General features: G+C 46.0%; 16 protein-coding genes. 6 read left to right on the top strand and 10 right to left on the bottom strand.

Features of this window, described 5'->3' with window-relative positions; genetic code table 11:
- Nucleotides 1-21: 21 nt before the first annotated feature.
- The 7 genes from dprA to RDN79_RS11705 all read right to left on the bottom strand — a co-directional run bounded on the left by dprA (nt 22) and on the right by RDN79_RS11705 (nt 7,768).
- Nucleotides 22-1,143, bottom strand: coding sequence for a DNA-processing protein DprA (gene dprA, locus RDN79_RS11735; protein WP_298548558.1), 1,122 nt, complete (start codon nt 1,141-1,143; stop codon nt 22-24).
- The gene (locus RDN79_RS11730) at nt 1,140-1,547 is read right to left on the bottom strand and encodes a thioesterase family protein (protein WP_298548662.1); all 408 of its coding nucleotides are present in this window, start codon (nt 1,545-1,547) and stop codon (nt 1,140-1,142) included. Before RDN79_RS11730 ends, dprA begins: the two co-directional genes overlap by 4 nt.
- The gene (locus tag RDN79_RS11725; RefSeq protein ID WP_298548560.1) at nt 1,547-2,818 is read right to left on the bottom strand and encodes a peptidase U32 family protein; all 1,272 of its coding nucleotides are present in this window, start codon (nt 2,816-2,818) and stop codon (nt 1,547-1,549) included. Before RDN79_RS11725 ends, RDN79_RS11730 begins: the two co-directional genes overlap by 1 nt.
- A 160-nt stretch (nt 2,819-2,978) precedes the next feature.
- Complete coding sequence (locus RDN79_RS11720; RefSeq protein WP_298548563.1) at nt 2,979-4,175, bottom strand: 6-bladed beta-propeller; 1,197 nt, start codon at nt 4,173-4,175, stop codon at nt 2,979-2,981.
- A gap of 67 nt (nt 4,176-4,242) precedes the next feature.
- Complete coding sequence (locus RDN79_RS11715; protein WP_298548564.1) at nt 4,243-5,478, bottom strand: tetratricopeptide repeat protein; 1,236 nt, start codon at nt 5,476-5,478, stop codon at nt 4,243-4,245.
- 148 nt (nt 5,479-5,626) lie between these two features.
- Nucleotides 5,627-7,399 carry a M56 family metallopeptidase gene (locus RDN79_RS11710; RefSeq protein WP_298548567.1) on the bottom strand — a complete coding sequence of 591 codons (1,773 nt, stop codon included), beginning with the start codon at nt 7,397-7,399 and terminating at the stop codon, nt 5,627-5,629.
- A gap of 12 nt (nt 7,400-7,411) precedes the next feature.
- Nucleotides 7,412-7,768 (bottom strand): BlaI/MecI/CopY family transcriptional regulator, encoded by a 357-nt coding sequence (locus RDN79_RS11705; protein ID WP_298548569.1) that lies wholly within the window; start codon nt 7,766-7,768, stop codon nt 7,412-7,414.
- 159 nt (nt 7,769-7,927) lie between these two features.
- Here RDN79_RS11705 and dusB point away from each other — a divergent pair, with 159 nt between their 5' ends.
- Nucleotides 7,928-8,959, top strand: coding sequence for a tRNA dihydrouridine synthase DusB (gene dusB, locus RDN79_RS11700; protein WP_298548571.1), 1,032 nt, complete (start codon nt 7,928-7,930; stop codon nt 8,957-8,959).
- Between the two features lie 317 nt (nt 8,960-9,276).
- On the opposite strand, the gene RDN79_RS11695 is transcribed toward dusB, so the two are convergent.
- From RDN79_RS11695 to RDN79_RS11685, 3 genes are read right to left on the bottom strand one after another with little or no spacing between them, the layout of a single operon-like run.
- On the bottom strand, nt 9,277-10,032 hold the full coding sequence (locus RDN79_RS11695) for a succinate dehydrogenase/fumarate reductase iron-sulfur subunit (protein WP_298548573.1): 756 nt from the start codon (nt 10,030-10,032) through the stop codon (nt 9,277-9,279).
- Nucleotides 10,033-10,059: 27 nt separating this feature from the next.
- The gene (locus tag RDN79_RS11690; RefSeq protein WP_298548574.1) at nt 10,060-12,003 is read right to left on the bottom strand and encodes a fumarate reductase/succinate dehydrogenase flavoprotein subunit; all 1,944 of its coding nucleotides are present in this window, start codon (nt 12,001-12,003) and stop codon (nt 10,060-10,062) included.
- Between the two features lie 33 nt (nt 12,004-12,036).
- Nucleotides 12,037-12,756, bottom strand: a complete 720-nt coding sequence (locus tag RDN79_RS11685; protein WP_298548577.1) for a succinate dehydrogenase/fumarate reductase cytochrome b subunit — start codon at nt 12,754-12,756, stop codon at nt 12,037-12,039.
- 305 nt (nt 12,757-13,061) lie between these two features.
- Between RDN79_RS11685 and RDN79_RS11680 the strand changes: the two genes are divergently transcribed.
- The 5 genes from RDN79_RS11680 (at nt 13,062) to RDN79_RS11660 (ending at nt 22,442) form a co-directional block, all read left to right on the top strand.
- Nucleotides 13,062-14,078 carry a HAMP domain-containing sensor histidine kinase gene (locus tag RDN79_RS11680; protein WP_298548580.1) on the top strand — a complete coding sequence of 339 codons (1,017 nt, stop codon included), beginning with the start codon at nt 13,062-13,064 and terminating at the stop codon, nt 14,076-14,078.
- Between the two features lie 19 nt (nt 14,079-14,097).
- Nucleotides 14,098-15,075 (top strand): sensor histidine kinase KdpD, encoded by a 978-nt coding sequence (locus RDN79_RS11675; protein WP_298548583.1) that lies wholly within the window; start codon nt 14,098-14,100, stop codon nt 15,073-15,075.
- A gap of 21 nt (nt 15,076-15,096) precedes the next feature.
- On the top strand, nt 15,097-16,050 hold the full coding sequence (locus tag RDN79_RS11670) for a PmoA family protein (RefSeq protein WP_298548586.1): 954 nt from the start codon (nt 15,097-15,099) through the stop codon (nt 16,048-16,050).
- A 1,397-nt stretch (nt 16,051-17,447) separates the two neighbouring features.
- Entirely contained in the window at nt 17,448-20,681 is a 3,234-nt protein-coding gene (locus RDN79_RS11665; RefSeq protein WP_298548588.1) for a TonB-dependent receptor, read from the top strand.
- A 12-nt stretch (nt 20,682-20,693) separates the two neighbouring features.
- Nucleotides 20,694-22,442 (top strand): RagB/SusD family nutrient uptake outer membrane protein, encoded by a 1,749-nt coding sequence (locus tag RDN79_RS11660; RefSeq protein WP_186928446.1) that lies wholly within the window; start codon nt 20,694-20,696, stop codon nt 22,440-22,442.
- The last annotated feature ends 48 nt before the right edge of the window (nt 22,443-22,490 follow it).

The following is a 22,490-nucleotide window of genomic DNA, read 5'->3' as shown; positions in this document are numbered from 1 at the left end:
AAACCGTATATGAAAAGGCGGTCAGGACAGTTTATAGAGATTTCCCGGCAACGCTTTTATCTTCCCGTTTATTTCCAGTTCGAACAATAGCGTCGAAAGTTGATGTACCGGCATTTCCAATGCCAGGGCAAGCTCGTTGATATGGATCTCATTCCGCGTTCGCATGATGGCCAAAACCGGATTTTGCTCCGGGGCGGGAACATTCGTATCCGTATCGGAGAAAAACAGTTCCGTTTGTACGGGAGCAGCCGTTGCCTGGACATCCCAACAAAGGGCGGAGAGCAGATCGTCGGCAGAAGTGATCAAGCCGGCTTTATTTTGCCGGATAAGATTGTTACAGCCTTTGGAATGAGTGTCGCCGACACGTCCCGGAAAGCTGTAGACATCCCGCCCATAAGAGAAGGCAATATCGGCAGTCACCAGAGAACCTCCTTTCTCGGCCGATTCGACCACGATCGTACAGTCCGACATTCCGGCGACAATCCGGTTACGTCGGAGGAAATTAGGGCGGTCCGGTTCCGTCCCGCTGGGAAAGTCGGTCAACAGCCCGCCTGATTCCAACATCTCGACAGCCGTATTCCGATGACTGGAAGGATAGATCCGGTCCAGGCCATGCGCCAGCACGGCAACGGTCGGCAACCGGTTACGCAAGGCGCTTCGATGGGCACAGATATCGATGCCGTAAGCCAGTCCGCTGACAACCAGCAGATCCGGAATCGCCATTGCCAAGTCTTTTATAAGAGATTCGGTAAGTTCCCGCCCGTATTCAGTCGCGTTGCGGGTACCCACGACACTGATGATACGGGTTGCATCGAGATCCGCCTCTCCCTTGAAATAGAAAAGAACAGGAGCGTCCGGGCATTCCCGGAGGCGTGCCGGATAATCCGTATCGGTCAGGAAATAGCAGGAGATGTGGTTTTTCTCGATAAAAGCCAATTCTTTTTCCGCCTGTAAGAGGATTTCCGGCCGCTTGATTCCGGCAGCGATATTGCAGCCGATACCTGGGACCCTGCTTAATAACTGTTGCTTTTCAGCAAACACGGCCTCTGCATCTCCCAAAGTCTGCAGGAGATGACGCGCCAGGATATCTCCCACGCCGTTTATCATAGTAAGGCCGATTTGGTAAATCCGTTTGTCTGTCATGTATGTTCTATTCTTTTTAGCATTTCGTCGAAATATTCGCCGCGTGTCAGCTTTCCGTTCTCAACGATAACCGACTCGACAATCCCTTTCGTTGCCAGCGCATTGTCGGAAGCCCTGTAAATGTCCTGTTCGAATACGAGCTTGACACCTTTTTTATAAACGTTGAGGCAGGAGATATAGCTGTCGCCGCTCTTGAGGGAAGTCTTATACTGGATTTCCACCCGCGAGACAAATCCGTCCACCCCTTTCTCGTGCATCTTTCCGAAATTCTCGCCGAGCGCTTCCAGGAATTCATGACGGGTATGCTCCATATAATGCTGGTAGTTGGAGTTGTTGACCACTCCCTGCAGGTCGCATTCGTAATCGCGGACCTTATCTGTCAGTTTAAAAATATACGCTTTCATCATTCAAATACTTTTTCAAGTTGAACCTTTTCCATTTTATACAACCGGTCGGACGGACGGACTTTCTCGTTCACCTTGAAGGAGAATCGTTCGCCTTTGACAGTCTCGGCCACCGGCTTCAAGTCTACACGGATTTCTTCTATCGTCTGCATGACCGCACCCGTTGTCGGCCCTGTAATTAGGATCTCATCGCCCGTTTTCAGGCTGCCGGACTCCATTTCGAACTCGGCCACGCCGATCTTATCGAAATATTTGATTCCTTTGGCGACATACACTTTCTTCTTAGTCGCGCCTGAACCATATTTGCTGCTCCATTCGCCCAACCGTTGCCCCAGGTAATAACCGTCCCAGAACCCCCGATTGAACACGCTGCCGAGGCGTTCGTCCCAAGCGGCAACCTTCTCTTCGTCGAAAGTACCGTTGCAGTAAGCACGCACGGCCTCCCTATAGCATTCGGTCACCAGACGGACATATTCGGGGCCGCGGGCACGCCCTTCGATCTTGAATACCCGTACGCCTGCATCCATCATCTTATTCATGAAATGGATCGTCTTCAGGTCTTTGGGCGACATGATGTACTGGTTTTCGATATCCAGTTCGATATTGCTGTCTTTGTCTTTTACCGAATAAGCGCGGCGGCAGATCTGCATGCAGGCTCCGCGGTTGGCGGAAGCGTTCATCTCGTGCAGGCTCAGGTAACATTTGCCGGAAACAGCCATACAGAGGGCTCCGTGGGCGAACATTTCGATGCGGATCAGTTCTCCTTTCGGCCCTTTGATCTGTTCATCGACGATCTGCCGGTAGATTTCATGCACCTGTTTCAGGTTCAGTTCGCGTGCCAAGACGACGACATCGGCAAAACGGGCATAGAATTTCAGCGCTTCCGCATTGGAGATGTTGAGCTGTGTGGAGAGATGCACTTCCTGCCCGATGCTGTTGGCATAGCTCATGGCCGCCACATCGGCCGCAATGATCGCCGAAACCTCCGCCTCCTTCGCCGCGTCGATAATCTCGCGCATCAGAGGCAAGTCTTCCCCGTAAATAACCGTATTGACGGTCAAATAGCTTTTAATACCGTGCTCACGACAGATCGCAACGATCTTGCGCAAGTCGTCTGTCGTAAAGTTATTGGAAGAGCGCGAACGCATATTCAACCCTTCGATACCGAAATAGATAGAATCGGCTCCTCCCTGGATAGCCGCCATCAGTGATTCGTACGAACCGACAGGCGCCATTATTTCAAAATCTTTCTCGTTCAAGTTCTTATACATTTACTGGTTCGTTCGCAAAGGTAGGAATAATATCCGAGAAGAATTGCATAGGCATCCGTTTCCGGTTCCATAGGCATGAAACTTTAGTTCCACTTGCAGGGAACAGTTGTTCCACCAGCATGGAATTTCAGGAGGATTCCTATGTCAGTGTTTATAGGAATCAGTATAAATGATAAATCGTGACGAGCGGATTCGAATCTTCCGTTACCTGCTGCAAAACCGGGTGCTTCTTCAGGCCGGGATATTTCTCTTTTAGATATTCGATTTCTGCGGCTGTATTAAACTGCACCATTTGTTTTTTGCTGGGATAAGACAGGTAAGGCCAGACAGGTAGACCGTTGTCTTTCGTATTCCGGATGCCTATTCCTGCCAGTGTCCAGTTGTTTTTGAATAATTCCTGCGCATTGAGCGGAGAAGTTTCACGCTTCAACTCACCGGTTTCCTTATCCAAACCGTATAGATAGAATTGGGACTGGTCGGAACCTTCGAAACACTTGACGAAATAATGCCGGGGTGTCTCGAAGAAACTGAAGACGCTATATTTCCCGTCTACCACCTCGTTTCCGGTCTCGGAAGAGCGCGTCTCTTTCTCCTCCTCGGCAGAATAGCCCGTGTTGATAAGGAAAGCCGGAACGATACTCCTGGCATTCACATTCCAGACCGTGTCTATCCCGTCCGAATAGCAAAGCACTCCGTCCATGCTGCCGCTGTAGATCCAACCTTTCAGGCTCGTTTCTTCCAAAGGCATCAGATCCGTATTACCGATCGTATGCCTGAATGCGACCGTATCTCCCGTAGCCCAGTTGAACACTCCGAGACTGAACATGCCCGGTGTATTCAGAGGAACATACATCCTGCCCAATTCAGCCATCGTATTCGGCCCGACCGAAAATTGGTAAGAGTAAGGACGGGGATTCTCTATTTTTTTGATAAATTCTCCATCAAAAGAATAGAAAGAGGTGGAAAAGTATTCACTGACACAGAAAAGGCGGTTCTCTTCGTCTACGGTTAACGAGATGATCTGCCCGGTCTCTCCCGGCCCACTTCCCGTCTTGGCTATGCAGCGAAGGAACTTTCCTTTCCGGTCGAACTGCAGGACACCGTCCTGACGGGTGGAATAGACGAAGATGTATTCGTCGGAAACACATAAGTCCAACACATCTGCGATCAAGGATTCATCCGTCAGTTCCAACGGGACATATTCGATGGAATCAATTTCGTCTGCAATCCCTAACTGGCCGGAAGCAAAACTTGTTGCCGTCAGATCGATCCGGGGTAATTCTCCGGTGGATGGATTCGATCCGCATCCGGTAAAAGTGGCAACGGCTGTCATAAGCCCGAACAACATCTTTTTCATACGCTTTTTTTCAGACAAAAGTAGAAGATACGGCTACTTTTCCGGTTTCACATCAGTTCACATCCGCTTAAAAATCACGAATAAAGGAGTCGCATAGTTCCGGTGTCCCCTTTTCGCCCGTTATTTTCCGGTATAGGCGTACGCGGCGCATCGAAATAGCCTGGTTGGTGCAGCAGAGAAGCATGGCGGCGGTCGAAGGGGGAACTTCCATTTTGACCAGGCAGCACATCCGCCATTCCTGTTCGCTCAACTTCGGGACTTCTTTCTTCAGCCGTTCCCGAAACTCCGGATAGGCCCGGTTGAACGCTTGCAATAATTCTTCCCAGTCTTTGGAAGCCGGTTTCCATTCCTCTTTGCTGTGGAAACGCAGGCAGATTTCCGAAGAACGGAAGTCCGCCTCGGACAGAGAAACGACAGCCTTCTTCTGCCGGTAACGGGAATATCCCCAGATTCCGGTGCTACAGGAGATAAGCAGAGCGATCCAGACATATATCTGCCCTTCGTGCGTCTTCTGGGTATCGGACAAACGCCTCTCCCATTCTTTGTGCTCCGAAGTCCAAAGGAGTCGGGTGATTTGCTTTTGTTCTCTTTCCTGTCGCAGTTCAGATAAGTGGTGAAGGTAGCTTTTGTGGTAAAAATCAGCCTGCAAACTGTCTCCACGGCTTTGAGCGATGCGTGACAGGGCGGCATACAAATGCGGGTGGGAAGGCGGCACCCGGTTTAAGTTCTTTTCGGCTTCCTCCCATTTCCCCAAAGAGAGCTGCAAATCGGCCAAAGCCAAGCATACCTCCGCTCTTTCCTTTGGGGCAATCACTTGTTCCAACTCCGCTTTTAATAAAGTTTCAGCTTCTCTGCCTCTTCCATTCTGCCGCAGGATCGTCGCCTGTTTTATCCGGCAACCGGCCATTTCGTAATAGTGAAAGGCACTGTCTGCCTGTCCGGACAAGGTGTAGACATCCCCTATTTCCCGATAAAGCTCCAGCCGCAACGAGTCAGCGGCAGGGCTTTTGATATAGCTTAATGCTTTCTGCCCGTTTTCGAGCGCTTTCCGCTTCAATGATTGCTTCCGGTAAATTTTCCCCATTTCCAGATAGGCAACGGAAAGGGCAACGCTGTCTTTTTCCTTCCCCGCCTGCCTGATTGCCAGCCGATAAGTCTCCAACGCCGGCTGAAACTGCAACCTCTCTCCATAAAAAGCCGCCTGCCGGAGAAGTTCACCGGTGGTCGCAACTTCTTTCTGCCCGGAAGAAGAGCAAGCCGTAAAAAAGCAAACGAGAAAAAGTAGCTCTATTTTATGTATCATCCGAATCCTTCTTTTGAAGGAGTAAAGATACTAACATTCTGTAATAGACAATCCCTTCCGTGAAAAGGTTATTCCTCCCCGTCCACGCTCCCGCAATGGGTTTTGCAAACGGAGAGGATGATAAATATAGGCTCTATACCACTGCCCCTTAGTCGACGTATTGCAATATTTCGTACTGAACAGGATAATCGATCTTTTTCTTCAGCTCTTGCTTAACGATTTCCACCAGATCTTTAGGAGCACTTTTGTTGATCCTGACGCTTACCTTCGTAATATTATCCCTGTAAATCTTGTCTATGCGTTGTCCGAGATTAGGCCCCGGTTTGGCATGGCGATCATATAAAACGAACTGCCGGTCCGGCTGTCCGTCCCGATAACTGAAAATAACCTGTCCCGCAGGAGGTGGTGGCGGAGGAGGTGGAGCTGCAGCATCCCCGATCTTAAAGACATTCATATTGATTTCACCGGTCACCCCTTTTTTCTCCAACAGTCCTTTGAGTTTTTCCATCTCTTGCCTGGATACTTTGGAGTTCTCAGGTTGAAAAATCAGAGGAACCGACTTGGATATCCGATCCAGTCGAGGATCATTCTGGTTCGCACTGAACTTGCTTACACTGAGTCCCATGACGATCTTTTTATTCTGAATCAAATAAACTACATCATCATATTTGCGATGAGGCTTGGCAACATCATCCATGATCGTGTTCGGAACAGTCTTATCGATCTTGCATTGAATCCCTCTTTCTTCCAAAACCGCTTTTACCTTCTCCAGATAAGAAGCCGGGACATCCTCAAAAGCCGGATTAATTGCCACTTCCTGGGCGTTCTTGAATTGCCCTTCCGCTACTCGCGTTCTGATCCTGTCCAGATTTTTACATACTATACTGTTCAGATCCTCCGAACCCGATTCTTTGTAGGTAAGGAAAACTACATGATCCTGTTGCATAGTTTCCTGATTTGCCGTACTTTTGTTAGCCGATAGACGAATGTCTCCGATCGCTGCCGGCGGCGGGCTTGCCTCCGGACGGGCGAACGCACTTAAGGCCGCAAGGCCTACCGGGACCAGGAGCGCAAGCTTCAACCGGGCCCAATTGTTCGATTTCTTTTTTAACATCATAGTAATACGTTTTTTAATCTTACTGTGATTGAAGCTGTTGGCAAGAGTGTAGAGGCTGGAGCCGACAGCTTTTTTCACGAGCAATAGTTGATATTTTGTTGCATCGATGCCTTGATTGAGTACGCCTTTATCCGCCTGGTATTCGTGTATATCCCGTAATTCCCTTTTCAACAGCCATACGGCGGGATTAAACCATTGCAACAGAAGGATCGTTTCCATATAAACCAGATCGACCGAATGGTTATGACGAAGGTGCATTTTCTCGTGTGTAAGGATTTCGTCCGGATGATTCCGGTAATCGTCTTCCGAAAGGAAGATATAACGCCCCCAACTGAAAGGGGACACAGAACCGGAAAGCAGGATTAACGTGTACTTCCCCTGCTTCAATTTTCTGCCACTCCCCGCCAGTTGATACATTTTCCTGAATGACAGGGCTGTTGTGGCCAGACATATACAACAGCCTGTAAAATAAGCAATCCCGATGATCCCAGTCCAGGGGACGGAAGTCTTTTCCTGCTCCGTCACACCCGTAATCATTTCTTCCTTTTTCGGAACCGGAAGCACCATCGCCTCTTCTTCTTCATGGAAAACCATCTCCAGTTGACTGACCGGACGGCTAAGAGGAAGAGGCCGGGACGTTTTGATCCGGCAGAGTGGCAGGAGCATGCAAATCCCTGTTCCCGCCAGCAGCATCCAGCGGTTGAAGCGGAAAAACGTGTCATTGCTGAACAACGCCTTGAAACAGACGTAGAATACAGCCAGACAAATGCCGGATTTTAATATGTATAGCAGAAAGGCTTCCATAAACGTTGGCTTTTATTTGTTTTTGATCTGCCGGATCAGCTCCTGCAACTCGTCGATCGTGAGCGCCTCTTCTTCTATCAACGTCGAAACGACACGGGTGTACGAGTTGTCATAATATTTGCCGATCACCTGTTTCAGAAAATTTCGCCGGTAATCGTCTTCCGATACCCGTGCATAATATTGGTGCGTATTGCCATACACCTTGTATCCGATATATCCTTTTTCTTCCAGCGAGCGGACAATCGTGGACAAGGTATTATAATGCGGCTTGGGTTCTTCCTGCAAGTCGAGCAATTCGCGAACGAACAAAGGACCTTTCGCCCAAAAGTAGCCCAATATCTCTTCTTCTTTTGATGTTAATCTGACCATAATCCGTTTTTTATTAGAGGAATGCACAAATATAACTATATTATTTAGTAATACAACTATATTATATAGTTATTTTACTATATTTTTTAGTAGACACTCTTTTATCCCTGTTTTTAGCAGGAAATCAATACCTTTGTACCCGTTATTGATGATATAAACATGAAAATAGGTACAATAGATTTAGGCGAACGCCCCGTCTTCCTGGCCCCGATGGAAGATGTTACAGATATTTCTTTCCGGTTGATGTGTAAACATTTCGGTGCCGACATGGTGTATACCGAATTCGTTTCGGCAGACGCCCTGATCCGCAGCGTAAATAAAACACAGCAAAAACTGAACGTGGCGAACGAAGAACGTCCTGTCGCCATCCAGATATATGGCCGCGATGTCCCGACCATGGTCGAGGCCGCAAAGATTTGCGAAGCCGCCCATCCGGACATACTCGATATCAATTTCGGTTGTCCGGTCAAACGGGTGGCAGGCAAAGGTGCCGGTGCCGGCATGCTGCGCAATATCCCATTGATGCTGGACATTACCCGCGAAGTCGTAAAAGCGGTGAACCTCCCTGTCACCGTAAAGACCCGCCTGGGTTGGGATGCCGACAACCGGATTATCGTGGAATTGGCCGAACAGTTGCAGGATTGCGGCATTGCCGCCCTTTCCATCCACGGACGTACCCGGGCGCAGATGTACACAGGAGAAGCAGACTGGACACTGATCGGCGAGGTAAAAAAGAACCCCCGCATGCAGATCCCGATCATCGGCAATGGCGATGTAACCTCCGCCGAAATCTGTAAACAACGTTTCGAACAATATGGCGTAGATGCCGTTATGATCGGTCGCGGCAGTATAGGCCGCCCCTGGATTTTCAAGGAAGTAAAACATTACCTGAATACGGGCGAGCTATTGCCTGCCGAATCCTTCTCCTGGTATTTGGACATACTGAAAAGGCAGGTAGAACAAAGCGTGGAACGTTTGGACGAGCGTCGGGGAATCCTCCACATCCGCCGTCATTTGGCTGCAACCCCATTGTTTAAGGGTATTGCCGACTTCAAGCAGACGCGTGTCGCCATGCTGCGTGCGGAAACAGTGGAAGCGTTGTTCGACATCCTGGATTCCATCCCCGGAAAATTTCATACAGAAAGTGGATTTCAAAGCGACTCTCAAGTGACAAAATCGATAGATTTTTGATATAATAACAATGTGAATCCGCACACAGTATCAAATTTAAAACAAAAAGTGGCAAATTTGCAATAAAATGCAACAAAAACTCTTGCATGTTTAGTAAATATACTTTATATTTGCAGTGAGTTTTTTTCATAGTATTTTAGATCTAAGGTTAACAAAGTCTTTGCAGAGGGGGAATCGAGAGACTGTTTCACTGGAAAGCAACAAAAAAGCCGCATCCGTTTATTATAGGGAGTGCGGCTTTTTTGTGGACTTGAACAGGCATAAAAAAGCCCGTTGCCGATAGCAACAGGCTTTTCCATATACATATATATAATGTATCAGTCTTGCAACTTAGCAGAGATGAACTCGCGGTTCAAGCGGGCGATGTTGCTAACAGAGATGTTCTTCGGACATTCCATTTCACAAGCGCGGGTGTTGGTACAGTTGCCAAAGCCCAGTTCATCCATTTTAGCCACCATAGCTTTTGCACGGCGTGTAGCCTCTACTTTGCCCTGCGGCAACAAAGCCAGCTGGCTCACCTTTGCAGAAACGAACAGCATGGCTGAACCGTTCTTACAAGCAGCAGCACAAGCACCGCAACCGATACAAGCAGCAGCATCCATAGCCAGATCGGCATCCGCCTTAGGAATAGCGATTGCATTAGCATCAGGAACACCACCGGTATTTACGGAGACGAAACCGCCTGCCTGGATGATCTTATCGTAAGCGTAACGGTCAACCATCAAGTCGCGGATAACCGGGAAACCGGCAGAACGCCACGGTTCGATCGTAATCGTTTCGCCATCGTGGAAACGACGCATATAAAGCTGGCAGGTAGTGGCACCTGTAGCCGGTCCGTGAGGATGTCCGTTTACATAAAGTGAACACATACCGCAGATACCTTCACGGCAGTCATGATCGAATACGATCGGTTCCTTACCTTCGTTGACCAACTGCTCATTCAGAATATCCAACATTTCCAGGAAAGAAACACTCTGATTGATGTTCTTCATTTGGTAGGTCTCGAATTGCCCTTTTTCTTTCGGACCTTTCTGACGCCAAACTTTAAGTGTTACATTTATATCTTTATCCATGATTCTAATTTTTGTGATTGATGATTATTACTTCTTGTAGTTACGTGTTTGAGGAACAACGAACTGATAGTTCAAATCTTCCTTCAGCATAACCGGATCCTTGTCTTCGCCCTGATATTCCCAACAAGACACGTACATGAACTTGTCGTCGTGACGCAAAGCCTCTCCTTCTTCCGTCTGGTGCTCTGTGCGGAAATGTCCTCCACAAGACTCTGCACGGTCCAAAGCATCGTGCGCCATCAGCGTACCGATCTCGATAAAGTCGGCCAGACGCAGAGCTTTGTCCAATTCCGTGTTCAGGGTTTCTGCCTCTCCCGGAATAAACACATTGCTCCAGAACTCTTTCTTCAAGTCTTTCAACATCTGGATCGCTTCTTCCAATCCTTTGGCGTCACGTGCCATACCTACATGTTCCCACATGATACGGCCCAATTTGCGGTGGATGGAATCGACCGTTTCTTTACCTTTGACATTCATCAATTTCTGGATACGAGCCTTGATAGCCTTTTCCGCCTCGATAAATTCAGGAAGATCGGTACTGAAACGCGGAACCTGGATCTGGTCGGACAGATAGTTCTGGATCGTATAAGGCAATACGAAGTAACCGTCGGCCAATCCTTGCATCAAAGCGGAAGCACCCAGACGGTTCGCCCCGTGGTCGGAGAAGTTTGCTTCACCGATAGCAAACAGACCCGGAATAGAAGTCATCAATTCATAGTCTACCCACAGACCACCCATCGAGTAGTGCAGAGCCGGATAGATCATCATCGGAGTTTCGTACGGATCATCATTCGTGATCTCTTCGTACATATCGAACAAGTTACCATATTTCTGTTTTACGACTTCCTTACCCAAACGATTAATGGCATCGGAGAAATCCAGGAATACAGCCAAGCCTGTGCTGTTTACACCGAAACCGGCGTCGCAACGTTCTTTGGCGGCACGTGAAGCCACGTCACGCGGAACCAGGTTACCGAATGCCGGATAACGGCGTTCCAGATAGTAGTCGCGGTCTGCTTCGGGAATATCCTTCCCTTTCTTAGTTCCTGCCTGCAAAGCCTTCGCATCTTCCAGCTTCTTCGGGACCCAGATGCGACCGTCGTTACGCAGAGACTCGGACATCAGCGTCAATTTAGACTGGAAATCACCTTTCACCGGCACGCAAGTCGGGTGGATCTGCACCATACAGGGATTAGCGAAGTAAGCGCCTTTCTTATAGCATTGCCATGCAGCAGAGCCGTTGGAAGCCATCGCGTTGGTAGACAGGAAGAAAGTATTGACATAACCACCTGTTGCAACCACTACGGCATGGGCGGAGAAACGCTCGATCTGGCCGGTGATCAAGTTGCGGGCAATGATACCGCGAGCACGGCCATCCACCTTAACAACATCCAGCATTTCGTGGCGAGTGTACATCTTCACCTTGTTCAAACCGATCTGACGGCTCAACGCGGAGTAAGCGCCCAGCAACAACTGCTGTCCGGTCTGGCCGCGGGCATAGAACGTACGCGATACCTGGGCGCCACCGAATGAACGGTTGTCCAGCAGACCGCCGTATTCGCGTGCGAAAGGTACGCCCTGTGCCACGCACTGGTCGATGATATTGTTGGAGACTTCTGCCAAACGATAAACGTTAGCTTCGCGGGCACGATAGTCACCACCTTTGATTGTATCGTAGAACAGACGGTAGACGGAGTCGCCATCATTCTGATAGTTCTTTGCGGCATTGATACCACCCTGCGCAGCGATAGAGTGTGCGCGACGGGGAGAGTCCTGAATACAGAAGTTCAGCACGTTGAATCCCATTTCAGCCAGAGAAGCCGCAGCAGAAGCTCCAGCCAGACCCGTACCTACTACAATCACGTCCAAACGACGTTTGTTTGCGGGGTTCACCAATTTCTGATGATCTTTATAATTTTTCCACTTCTCAGCCAACGGACCCTGAGGGATTTTAGAATCTATTTGAGTCATAATGATTTATTTTCAATAATGTTACACCTTAAATTAATGGCCTGCACAAACAGCAGCACAATCGCCTCCTACACCGTTCACGTAGAAAACAACAGTAATGATAGCAAACAGTACGCAGATGACAGTCGCTACAATCTTAGAGATGCAAATCCAACGGTTCATCCAGATCGTGTTATTCCATCCGATTGTCTGAATAGCGCTCCAGAAACCGTGAGTCAGGTGAAACCACAAGGCTGCATACCAGATCAGGTAAAGAACAGTAATCAAAATGTTTCCCTGGAAATAGTAGTTGATAAATGCCGCGCCATCCTGTGGAGATACCGTAGCAGCGCCTAAAGCGACCTCATGATGGCCCAACAATTCGGCGAACATCATCTTATACCAGAACTGGCTGAAGTGTAGTACCATGAACAGGAGAATGATAATCCCCAGTACCAGCATGTTCTGAGATGCCCATTCCACTCCTTTCGGACGAACGTTAACTGCATAACGGTCGTTTCCGCGAGCCTTACGGTTCTGAAGTGTCAGAATAAGAGCGTACACGAAGTGAATCACAATGCCTGCAGCCAAAACCAAAGTGGCAGCGACGGCATACCAGTTTGCTCCCAACAATGAACAAATCATGTTATAGGCCTCTCCAGAGAAAGCAGCCGCCACATTCATTGACAAGTGGAACAATAAGAACAGAACAAGAAAGAGACCTGATATACTCATTATCAGCTTCTTCCCGATAGAAGAATTAAGTAACCACATAAGATAATAATTTAAGTTATTTAATTGTATTTAGAAATTTCTTCCAATCTATGGTTATTATCGTGCAAAGGTATGCTAAATCCCCATATAACGCAAACGATTAAAGAAATATTTCGCCAATCGCGATACGGCTTTACGGCATGTTTTTTATTTCCATTAAAATTGAAGGCTTATCGGATTATTTACTTGTTTTTCCAATTCTTTTATTACATTTGTAAATTGATTAGGATAGGCAACTATTTGATCAGAATCTGCAACTTGCGTGATAGGGTAAAAGTAAGGTTGATGATTACTTGAAGGAGTGAATGAGTACTATTGTTAAATATGCAATCTCCTTGTTATTATTGTTCTACACAACAAGTATGGCTTGGGGGCAGGTAGAGGGCGCGGTGGAAACCATCCCTCCTTTACCTCACGATACCGTATGCCCGGCTGCCGGCAGCACAAACTTTACCGAACCATCCGGACAGTTCCGCCCGGCCTACGACATGGACCGCCTGGAGGCGGAAAGCGAAAAACGGATCTTCATTATACGGGTCCAGATCGTTCTGGTATTGGCTCTGTCCATTACCGTCCTCCTGTTGTTCTATTATCTGTTCCGCTTTTACCGGATAAAGCAGGAACTGGCTGTTGCAGTAAAGAAAGCTTGCCGGGCAGATAAGAAAACATCCGGTTTCCTGCAGAACATGAGCCACGAAGTACAGGTGTTCCTGCAGGAGATATCCGGCCTGTCAGATGCTCTGATCCTGGAATCCGACCCCGGCAAGAAACAAGAATACGCCACCGAAATCTGTTCGCGTAACGAACGGGCGCAACGTGTCATATTCGATATCCTGGATGTCTCCAAAATCGAGTCCGACAGAATGCAGTTCCAATATGAAAAAATCAGCTTGAACGGATTGGTCGAAGAGGTTTGCAGCAGCATCCGGCAACAGATTCCGGACGATGTGGAAATCCTCTTGCTCCCTTGTGAAGACAGGCCGTTTACGACGGATCCGGTACGGTTGAACCAATCCTTGTCCAATCTGCTCCATTATGCTGCGACCCACACGGCCGGAGGGCGTATCCTTATCAAATACGAAAGTCTCGCGAATGAGGTCTGCTTTACGATATCCGGTGAAAACTGGACGATGACACAGGAGGAATATCAATTCCTGTTTGACCGCCTCGTCCAAACTTCCGGAAAATTGGAAGATATGAAACTCGATATGCTGATCAGCAGAGGTCTGCTTGTCAAGATGGGCGGTGCTTTGACTGTCTTTCCGGATCCGTCGGGAGGAACCCGTTTTGAATTCATATTGCGGGACCATCCATTAAATTAACCAATAAGCGAAGTCTGGAATGAAACGGTTACTGTCCTACATATTAATATCCCTGCTGATGTCGGTTTTTCCCGGATCCGGTTTACCGGCATACGGGGAAAGCCTGCAGGAGCCTGTCCGGCAGGAATCTTATACTGAAACAACCGGCAACGAAGCCGCCCTGATCCAGATGGAGAACGAACAGCTTACGTCAAGATCCCGTGAACTGTATTTGATGATTTTGGGACTGGCCCTGTTTTGCATCTTCCTGTTTGTCCTGGTTCAAATAAACCGCCGTTTGAAAGAACAACTTGTCAAGGCAAAAGACAAAGCCGAACGTTCCGATCATTTGAAATCGGCTTTTCTGGCAAATATGAATCATGAAATCCGTACGCCCCTTAATGCGATTGCCGGTTTTTCGCAACTACTGGTAGAAGAGGAAAACCCGGAAACCTGCGAGCAATACATCCGGATCATTAAAGAAAACAACGAACTGCTTCTCAACTTGTTGAACGATGTGCTGGATATCTCCCGGATCGAATCGGATACGATTTCGTTTACATACTCGAAGGTCTTTCTCCCCGATATCATGAACGGATTGTACGAAACGGCGAAATTGCAAATCCAGCCGTCCGTCGCATTGCAGAAAGGCCCGGTTCCCGATATTTCCATCTATACGGATCGCCACCGTTTGGTCCAGATTTTGTCGAATCTGCTGTCTAATGCTATCAAACATACGTCGAAGGGAGAAATACGGATCGGCTATAATTGGGATGGAACGGAAAAAATTCGTTTTTTTGTAGCCGATACGGGCAAAGGCATTCCGGAAGCGATGCAACAGAAGATATTCGCCCGTTTCGTGCAGGCTGTGGAAAGCCATTCCAAAGGCGTAGGGCTCGGACTTGCTTTATGCAAAGGTTTCGTAGACCATTTAGGAGGCCAAATCGGACTGGAATCGGTCGAAGGCAAAGGTTCCACTTTCTGGTTCACGCTGCCTTGCCGCATGCCGGATAACTGATTATTATTTAATTGTCATATTATGAAAACTGCTATTTTTTCTATCGGTGTTTTTTTTATTTCTCTGTTCTTAGGCTCTTGCCGGCCATCCGAAACATCCTGTTCCGTTGTCGATACAGGAAAAGCCCTGGACTATAAGATGGGGGATAAACAGCTGTTCTCTTACAACTATGCCACGGTTTACCCGGCTCCGGGCGTCGACTCGGTTTATAAACGCAGCGGTTTCATCCACCCCTTGAAGACGTTGAAAGGCGAAGTGATGACCAATTGTTCTCCCGCCGACCATTACCATCATTTCGGTTTGTGGTACGCCTGGACGAAAACCACGTTTGAAGGTCATGAGATCGACTTCTGGAATCTCCACAAAAAACAAGGGACGGTCCGCTTCCGCAACTTCGAACGCGTATCCGACAACGGTTTTGTTGCGACGCTGGACCATGTGGTCTACCCCGATTCTCCCGCAGAAAAGGTAGCGATGAACGAACGTCTGGAAATCAGCATCGGAACGACATCCTTACCGGGCTATTATATCGACTATCACACCACTGTCCGCCTCGCCGGTTCGAGCCCGATCACCATGGAGGTTTACCGCTATGGCGGTATATGTATCCGTACGCGCGAGGACTGGAACGACCAGACAGCCGAAATGCTCACTTCGGAAGGCCTTTCCCGCGACGAGGCTGACGGTTCGAGAGCCCGTTGGTGCTATTACCAGGGGAAAGCGGGAAACGAAAAAGCCTGTATCCTGATCGTTGCCGACCCTTCCAACCTGAACTATCCCGAACCTTTGCGCGTATGGGACAAGACCGTCAACGAGCCTGCCGGTGATGTCATGTGGAATTTCTCGCCGACCAAGCAGCAGGCGTTCACCTTGGAACCCGGCAAAGAACTGAGCCTGTCTTACCGGATTTATGTATTGGACAAAAAAATCAACGCCACTACGGCAGAAGTGCTGTCCGATTTCGAACGCGATTGAATTTCCCCACCCCAGGCAACTTGTTTTTGTCACTTTATCTTCAAAATCATTGTCTAAGAGGGGGGGCATTCTTTCTTGTCTTATTGTCTGTTTTTCCAAAATACCCGTTGGTCCAAATCGAAATACTACCCCATAAAAATGAGATTTTCATCCCATATTTTTCGGTTTTCTATTGCGGGTAATATTTATTAATAATCTTACACATACTATAACGCTGATTGCCAACAATATACAAAAAGCCCCTTTTAAGGGAGGTTATTGTCTGTTTTTTTGTTTAGAAGATAAGGAATTATGTCATCAACATCACCAAATTAAATGACAATAACCCCAGATTGGCCCGGATTCTATTTCGGGTAAAATTCCGGATCGTTTTGATTTGACTTTTTGCCGGCTTTTTACCGGAATTGGTAACGATTGAAAAAACGTCGTAGGCAGAAAATGAAAAAACGATGTCTTTTTGTAATCAGATAGAAGAAAGACCGGATATTGTGGAAAACCTGAACTCCCGAAGAATCGCCTGTAATAAAAAAAGTCGAGGGATTTCCCGTATATCTCAAACCGATTCCGGGGCTTTCCCGCCACGACGACCGTCTTCGTTCCCTTTACGACCGTCTTCATCGCCATCAAGACGGTCGTCATGCTATCTACACTGCGTACCTCAGAACAATTACGACCGTCTTCGTGTCAAAAAACTGCGCACCTCAGCCGACAAAGTCCTTTTTGCCCGCAAAAAAGCCGGATTTCAGCTCTATTATTAAAGATTGTATTTTGTTGTCAAGAAACCGGTATTATACAATAAGCCCTCTGCTTTACCATAGATAAATTAACACAAGCATTAGGTTTCATCACTTATCGTTCTTACACCTTTTTTTGATGGGTACAGAATCATGTTTTGCACAGATAAAAATGCACATAACTACAAAATATTCAGATGAATATATAATATTACAAAAATAAGATTATTTTTAAATCGCAAGTATCGGGAAGAGGCATGAGTTCTATCAGAACTCATGCATTTGCAAAGAATTATATACGATATATGTGAAATTTTTGCAATTAATGTAGTTTACGAATAAGCAACAAGTCGGTTTTCATAGGAAAATGGATGCTAATACTTGATATTGCTCAATGTTTGCAAGGAATCTGTAATGCCTAATTGTTAATATCGAGTCCAGTGCAAAATTTTTTAAACAAAAAACACACAACGAAATTAAAAATTCATATCTTTGACCCGGATATGAAAGATCCAAGAACCATAGTTCTGATAGAACTAATTACAAAAACACAGAAAAACGCTATAAAAGTATGCCCAATCTAATGAGCCTGATCTAACAAGACACTCAACGGATGAAAGCCATTTTTCGTAGGATGTATTATTTCTTTTAAATATATACTCTATGTTGAAAAAAACTAAACTAATCAGTCTGATTTTGCTTTCGGGAGCCTTAGCTGTCCCCGCAGGTGCTTTTGCAGAAACTGCACCGTTTAAGCAAGAAACGAACATTTCCCAACAAAACGGGAAAGTGTCCGGTGTTGTAGAAGATGCCTTAGGCCCTGTTGCCGGTGCATCTGTTATCGTGAAAGGCACAACTAATGGTAGCGTTACCGATATGGACGGTAACTTTACATTGGAAGGTGTAAACAAAGGAGCCATTATCCAGATTTCGTTTATCGGATATGTTACTCAGGAGATCAAATACACTGGACAGTCTGTCTTGAAAGTGAATTTAAAAGAAGATTCACAAGCTCTTGAAGAAGTAGTGGTTGTGGGTTATGGTACGCAAAAGAAAGCCAACCTGACCGGTGCTGTAGCGCAAGTGGCTGGTGATGTTTTGGAAAACCGTCCTATCGCCAATATCGGACAAGGTTTGCAGGGTGTTGTACCTAACCTGAATATTACGGTTCCTTCCGGAGCTCCAGGTAAAGGTTCTGAATTTAATGTTCGTGGTACGACTTCCATTAACGGTGGTAGTCCGTTGGTTTTGGTCGATAACGTACAGATGGATGCAAACTTGGTTAATCCGGATGATATCGCTTCTATCTCCGTATTGAAGGATGCTGCTTCTTCTGCTATTTATGGTGCACGTGCTGCTTATGGTGTAATTTTGATTACAACAAAAAATGGTAAAAAAGAACGTGCTCCACAGGTTTCTTTAAGTGCGAACGGCTACTGGCAGAGTCCGGCAAAACGTGTCCATAATGTTAATTCCATGGACTTTTTATCGATGAAGGATCTGGCTTATCAGAATAGTGGCGGTAGTGGGCATTATTATCATGAAGCCATTTATGACTACGCAGAGAGATACTTTAATGGGACATACGATTCACCTGTTTGGTATGATCCTAATTTGATTATCGACCCAAGTAAACCGTACGATTATAATTATTGTGGTAATACGGATTGGTTCGACGAATTGTATAAAAAAGCCAGCTTCTCCCAAATGTATAATGTGAATGTAAGCGGTGGTAGTGAAAAGACTACTTATTATGCATCCGTGGGCTATAATGATGTGGGCGGTTTGTTGAAAGAAGCAAACGACGATTATAGAAAGTTCAATGTTAATTTGAATGTTTCTACAGACATAACCAAGTGGTTGAACGTATCAGCAAAGGTCATGCACACCTATACAAAAGAATCTCATCCTTCTGGTGGTACGACTGCCATGAATAATACTGCATGGTCGGGTATTTCTGCTTATAGCGGTATGATGAAGAACGATTTGAGCCCATTGATGCCGGTTCGTCACCCGGACGGTCACTTTGCAGGACAGGGTGGTTATACCAACCCGATCGCATTGCAGGCGCAAGGCGGTAATAACAGAGACAAACAGAATGACTTGTGGATGACCGGAGCGATCAAGATTACTCCGTTGGAAGGTTTGGTTGTAAACGCCGACTATACATTTAATATGTATAACAAAGGTTCCAACCAGCACGTTCAACGCTTTCTTGAATACAAAGCGGTAGCAGGTACTGAAGGCTATTATCCCTGGACAAACCCAAGTAGTGTTGTAATGGCTAATAATGAAGATTATTATACATCTTTCAATGCTTTTGCCGAATATACTAAGTCTTTCAATGACAATACTCACAATTTCAAAGTGATGGCAGGTTACAACCAAGAATATAAACATACAAAATATTTCTGGAGTGGCCGTACGAACCTGATCGATGATTCTAAACCCGCATTAAACCAGGCAATCGGTGAAATGAATATGGGATACAATGAAAGTCATTGGGCTATCAACGGTTTCTTCTTCCGTTTGAACTATAACTATAAACAGCGTTATCTGTTCGAAGTGAACGGACGTTACGATGGCTCTTCTAAATTCCCTGACGGAGATCGTTATGCATTCTTCCCTTCTGTTTCTGCCGCTTGGCGTATTTCAGAAGAAGCATTCTGGGAACCGGTAAAAGACTGGTGGGATGATATGAAGATCCGTGCATCTTACGGTTCGTTGGGTAACCAGCAGACTACTGATGATATGGGGAACTTCCCTTATTTGCCTCAATATGGAGTAACAAGTAGTATGGGTATGATTTTAGGAGGTTCTCGTCCTGTCGCTATTTCTCCTTCAGGTTTGGTTAGTTCTTCATTTACTTGGGAAACTGTTAACCAGGTCGATGTTGGTTTCGATGCAACTTTCTTGAACAATCGTTTAACAGCCGGTTTTGACTGGTATCGTCGTGATACGAAAGATATGTTGACTGCAGGACAGGCTTTGCCGTCTGTGTTAGGTGCAAGCGTGCCAGTAGAAAATGCAGCTGATTTGAAAACTGTTGGTTGGGAACTTTCTTTAGGTTGGAACGACCGCTTGGAAAATGGTTTCAATTACTGGGTAAAGGGTGTTTTATCTGACTATCAGTCAACAATTACCAAATTTGCAAACCCAACAGGCTCTTTGTTTACAAAAAATAAAAATAATGAAACTGTAAATCAATATTATGAAGGATATAAAATGAATACGATTTACGGTTATAGCTCAAATGGCTTGTTCCAGACTGATGCGGAAGCTGCAGAAATTGATCAGACACAGCTTTATGGTGGTACTTGGGGCGCAGGTGATGTACGCTATGTAGACTTGGATGGTGATGGTAAGATCACTCGTGGAAAGAATACATTGGACGATATGGGTGACCAGAAAATTATTGGTAACTCGACTCCGCGTTACAGCTATGGTTTTACAGCCGGTTTCGAATATAAAGGTTTCGACTTTGAAATGTTCTGGCAGGGAATTGGCAAACGCGACTATATGTGCGGTGGAAACTCTTTCTGGGGCTTTACATCTGAATGGGATACACCTTTGACAAATGCATTGGATTACTGGAATGAAAATAATCGGAATGCATATTATCCGCGTCCGGGTTGGGCTAACGGTGGTAACCGTGTAAATTCAGATCGTTATTTGCAAAATGCAGCTTACCTGCGCTTAAAGAATTTGACAATTGGTTATACGATTCCTAAGAATGTATTGGGCAAAATTGGCATTAGTCGCTTGAGAGTTTATCTCTTAGGTGAAAACTTGCTGACATTCACTCCGCTTATGGATACTTTTGATCCGGAAACTTTAAATAACATGACTTATCCGATTTCAAAGAAATACTCAGTCGGACTTAATCTAACATTCTAAATAATAAGTTATATGAAACTAAAATATATATTATGCATTACGGCCTTCACCGGAGCACTATACTCTTGTGACGTAACCGACAAATCGCCGATCGATTCTGTGACGGATGTAACTTTCTGGCATACAACTAATGACTTAAAGATATATGCCAATAAGTTATACGAAAAATTGCCTGCTCCGGGAGTAGATAAAGATAATGAAACTGATAACTGCTTGACATCTACCTACAGCCAGTTCTTGTTTAACGAACAAACTGCACCGGCAACGACTAAAGATACAAAATGGACATGGGAAAATATCCGTGCATGCAATTTCTTTATGCAGCGTTACCAGACAGTGGAAGGTTCGGAAGCCGAAATCAACTTGTATGTTGCAGAAGTACGTTTCTTCCGTGCGCTGGATTATTTTGACAAAGTAAAGGCGTATGGCGATGTTCCCTGGTATGAAAAAGATTTGCAGACTTCTGATACCGAAGAACTCTATAAAGCACGTGATTCACGCGATTTTGTATTGGGAAAGATCATCGAAGACTTGGAATTCGGTGTCCAATGGTTACCGGAGAAAGGGAAAGAAGAAAGTGCCCGTTTGTCAAAAGATGCAGCTCGTACGCTTTTGGCCCGCGTTTGCCTCTATTTCGGTACTTACAAAAAGTATCATAATGAATCAGGCTCTCCCACAGCAGAAGAATTGTTACAGAAAGCAATTTCTGTAACAAATGATGTGATGGCTACAGGTAATTATGCAATTGTAAAGGGTACGGATGCAGGTTGTGGACAGAAAGCGTTTGACGGATATCCTCTTTATTACTCCAATCAGTTCGTACAAGAAGATCTGTTGAGTAATAAGGAATGTATTTTGGCACGCGTCTACAGTGAAGCAAGTAATGTGATGCATGAAACAGGTCGCCAAGCAGGAAGTAATGGAACTGGATTGACAAAAGACTTTGTTGAATCATTCCTGTGTAAAGATGGAAATCCTATTTCAGTGAGTGACAAGTATAAAGGTGATGCTACACTAACAGATGAATTTGTAGATCGCGATCCGCGTATGTATCAGATTATTGATAATACGAATAAGCCTTTTACAGTTACTAATGGTGAACAAACTGTAAATGATTATCCTAACTGTGATGGCACAGGTGCTGTTACGGGTTATCCTTGTGTCAAATTCCGCTCACCGGAACCTGCACAGTGGGAAGCCAGACACACGACTTATGATTGGTTTGTGTTCCGCTATGCTGAAGTGCTGTTGATCAATGCTGAAGCTCATGCAGAATTAGGTACTTGCACGCAAGATGTTTTGGATAAAACCATTAATTTGTTACGCGACCGGGTAGAAATGCCTCATTTGACAACAAATCCGGTTGCAGACCCTGCTGCAATAGATTATGGATATACAGTAACTCCTTTGATTTATGAAATTCGTCGCGAACGTCGTATTGAGTTAATCACTGAAGGTTTCCGCTTGGATGACTTGAAGCGTTGGAACGGAATGAAAGTTTTGGAAAATCCGAAGACTATGCTGGGTATCCGTGTAACAGATGCAGTCCGCAAACTATATGAAGGCAAAGTAAACTTCGGTGGCGAAGGTGGCCGTTCTCTTTACGAATATAAAGGCAACTCTTATTTGGTACAATATCCAGATATGATGAGTTCTGGCGGTCGTAAATGGACAGCAAACGATAGACGTTGGTTTAGTGCCATTCCGACAGATGAAATTACTTTGAATCCGAATTTGGAACAGAATCCTGGTTGGGAATAAACTTTTATAAATAGAGGAACTATTTTTGTTCCTCTATTTTCTATTTGA

The sequence above is a fragment of the uncultured Parabacteroides sp. genome, from assembly GCF_902493135.1.
Taxonomy (GTDB): Bacteria; Bacteroidota; Bacteroidia; order Bacteroidales; family Tannerellaceae; genus Parabacteroides.
The sequence above is the reverse complement of the archived record's forward strand: the minus strand, read 5'-3'. Positions and strand labels throughout refer to the sequence as shown.